The 2,658-nt window shown below is 63.5% G+C and carries 3 protein-coding genes and 1 pseudogene; 2 read left to right on the plus strand and 2 right to left on the minus strand.

The window, feature by feature from the left end; all coding sequences use genetic code 11:
• A pseudogene (locus I5W_RS03210) lies at positions 1–522 on the plus strand (FAD-dependent oxidoreductase); the annotation flags it as partial.
• Entirely contained in the window at positions 519–812 is a 294-nt protein-coding gene (locus tag I5W_RS03215) for a ferredoxin family protein (RefSeq protein ID WP_006463103.1), read from the plus strand. The pseudogene I5W_RS03210 and the gene I5W_RS03215, both read left to right, overlap by 4 nt.
• A gap of 82 nt (positions 813–894) precedes the next feature.
• On the opposite strand, the gene modC is transcribed toward I5W_RS03215, so the two are convergent.
• Both modC and modB read right to left on the minus strand, forming a co-directional pair.
• Complete coding sequence (gene modC, locus I5W_RS03220; RefSeq protein WP_044528162.1) at positions 895–2,013, minus strand: molybdenum ABC transporter ATP-binding protein; 1,119 nt, start codon at positions 2,011–2,013, stop codon at positions 895–897.
• A partial coding sequence (modB, locus tag I5W_RS03225) for a molybdate ABC transporter permease subunit (protein WP_044528163.1) occupies positions 2,010–2,658 on the minus strand: 649 nt, incomplete at its 5' end. The genes modB and modC, both read right to left, overlap by 4 nt.

Here is a 2,658-nt window from a genome sequence, read left to right on the forward strand (position 1 = left end):
AGGCCCATCCGGCTATCGCTNCCTTGCTCGAAGGCGAGAAAATGAAAGAGTATGCCGCCCACCTCATTCCCGAGGGCGGCTACCACTCCATTCCCTGCCTCTATGGCAGTGGCTGGATCGTCGTCGGCGACTCCGGCATGTTCGTCAACGCGGTACATCGTGAAGGGGTCCAACCTCGCCATGACCAGCGGTCGCCTGGCAGCCGAAACCGTGATCGCCTTGCGTGCCGAAGGCCTGCCTATGAACGAACGCAACCTGGCACGCTACCGCGCCGCCCTCAACGAGAGCTTCGTCATCAAGGATATGAAGAAATACCGCGCCCTGCCCGGCATCTTCCACCGCAACCCGCACTTGCTGAGCACCTATCCCGAACTGCTCAACCAGGCCGCGCACCACATGCTCAAGGTCGACGGGACCGACAAGAAATCCAAGGAACGAGACATCCGGCGCAGCTTCACCCAGCGGCGCTCCTTATTCGGATTGGTGGGTGATGCCTACAAAATGTGGAGGGCTTTCGAATGAGCACGTCCAAGGTCGAGGAAAAACTGTTCCAGAACCGCTACAAGATCGACAGCGGCCGTCCGCATATCGCCATCAAGAACCAGTCGGTATGCGCCGATCAATGCAAGACCCAGCAATGCCTGACTTGCTGCCCGGCCGGTTGCTATACCGCCGAAGGCGGGGGCCAGATCCTGCTGACCACCGATGGCTGCCTGGAATGCGGTACCTGCCGAGTGATTTGCACCGAACACCGCAACGTGGCCTGGGAATATCCACGTGGCGGCTATGGCATCCTGTTCAAGTTCGGCTGAGGGCCACCATGGCGAAGGGCTGCATCGCCAGTACGGCTGCGACCCTTCCCGTGCGATCAAGAATCAAGCGGCTGCATCATGTCTATAACAAGGCCACCGACTTGATCTGTGCCCATACTGGCTGGCCCGGCACCAGCGCGAGTTGATCGCAGGAACGCCGCGTGATGCGCGCCAGCAGTTGCTCGCCGCCGGCATCCAGCACGGCCAGCACGTGGGCTGGATGCTGCGCTGGCGCTAGTTTCAGTACCGTGGCCGACAGCCGGTTGAGGATGCTGCTGTCATGGCTGGGGCTCAAGGCCAGGCTGACGTCGCGCGCATGGATCTGCAGCCGCACCGACTGACCGACCGGCAATTCCCGGCGCGGCACGAAGATCTCGCCACCGGCCAGCACCAGGCGGGTCAGGTGATAGGTCTCGTCATGGGCGGCGACCTTGGCCTCGATCACCGCCCCGGCATCCTCGGCATGGGCCAGGGGCAGATCCAGTCGCGACAGCAGCGTGGTCAGAGGACCGCTGGCCAGGCAGCGGCCTTGCCGCATCAATACCAGCGTATCGGCCAGACGCGCGATTTCCTCGGGATGGTGGCTGATGTAGAGGATGGGAATGGCCAGCTCGTCGCGCAGGCGTTCCAGGTAAGGCAGGATATCGCGCTTGCGGTCGTTGTCCAGCGCGGCCATCGGTTCGTCCATGAGCAACAGGCGCGGCGCCGTGAACAGGGCGCGCGCGATGGCTACGCGCTGACGCTCGCCGCCCGACAGGGCCGAGGGCATGGACTGCAGCAATGCAGCGATGCCTAGCAGGTCGATGATCTTCTGGCGTGACGCGGCGCTGGACGCGGCCCCGCTGCGACGCGCACCATAATCCAGATTGCGGCTCACCGACAGATGCGGCAACAGGCTGGCCTCCTGGAATACATATCCGAGGGCGCGCCGATGGGTCGGCAAAAAATACTGGCGCTGCGAATCTTGCCAGACCTCGCCGTTGACCTCCAGGTAGCCTCGGCTCGGACGCAGCAGGCCCGCCATACAGCGCAGGAAGGTGGTCTTGCCGCAGCCGGAGGGGCCGCTCAAGGCGCTTACGCCCTGTCCCGGCAATGTCAGATCCAGGTCAAGCTGGAACTCGCCTGCGCCACCATAGCCATAGGCCATCTTCGCGATGATCCCGGGCTGTGCGATGCTGGGTCCAACCATGGCTTGCTTCATGTCGTCCTCCTGGTGGCATCGCCGGATTGTGCCTTAGCTTCCTGCGGTACGCGGCCACTCTTGCCTGCCTTGAGCCTGGTCTTGCCGGCACGCCCCAGACGCATCATCACCAACAGCACAAGGAAGGAAAACACCAGCATCGCGCCCGCCAGGCGGTGCGCCTGGGCGTATTCGAAGGCTTCCACGTGGTCATAGATCTGCATCGACAAGACCCGTGTCTTGCCGGGGATGTTGCCGCCGATCATCAGCACCACGCCGAACTCGCCCACGGTATGGGCAAAACCGAGTACCGCTGCCGTCAGAAAGCCCGGCCCGGCCAAGGGTACGGCCACGGTAAAAAAAGCATCCAGCGGCGAGGCGCGCAAGGTGGCCGCTACTTCCATGGGCCGTTCACCGATGGCCTCGAAGGCGTTCTGCAAGGGCTGGACCACGAAGGGCATCGAATACAGCAGCGAGGCCAGCACCAGTCCGCCAAAACTGAAGGGCAGCAAGCCCAGCCCCAATGCCTGGGTGAGCTGGCCCACCGGCCCTTGCGGTCCCATGAGCACCAACAGATAAAACCCCAGCACGGCCGGCGGCAATACCAGCGGCAAGGCCACCACTGCGGCCACCCCATGGCGCCAGCCCGAGCGCGTGCGTGCCAGC

The organism is Herbaspirillum sp. B65 (assembly GCF_000333555.1).
GTDB classification, from domain to species: domain Bacteria; phylum Pseudomonadota; class Gammaproteobacteria; order Burkholderiales; family Burkholderiaceae_D; genus Herbaspirillum; species Herbaspirillum rubrisubalbicans.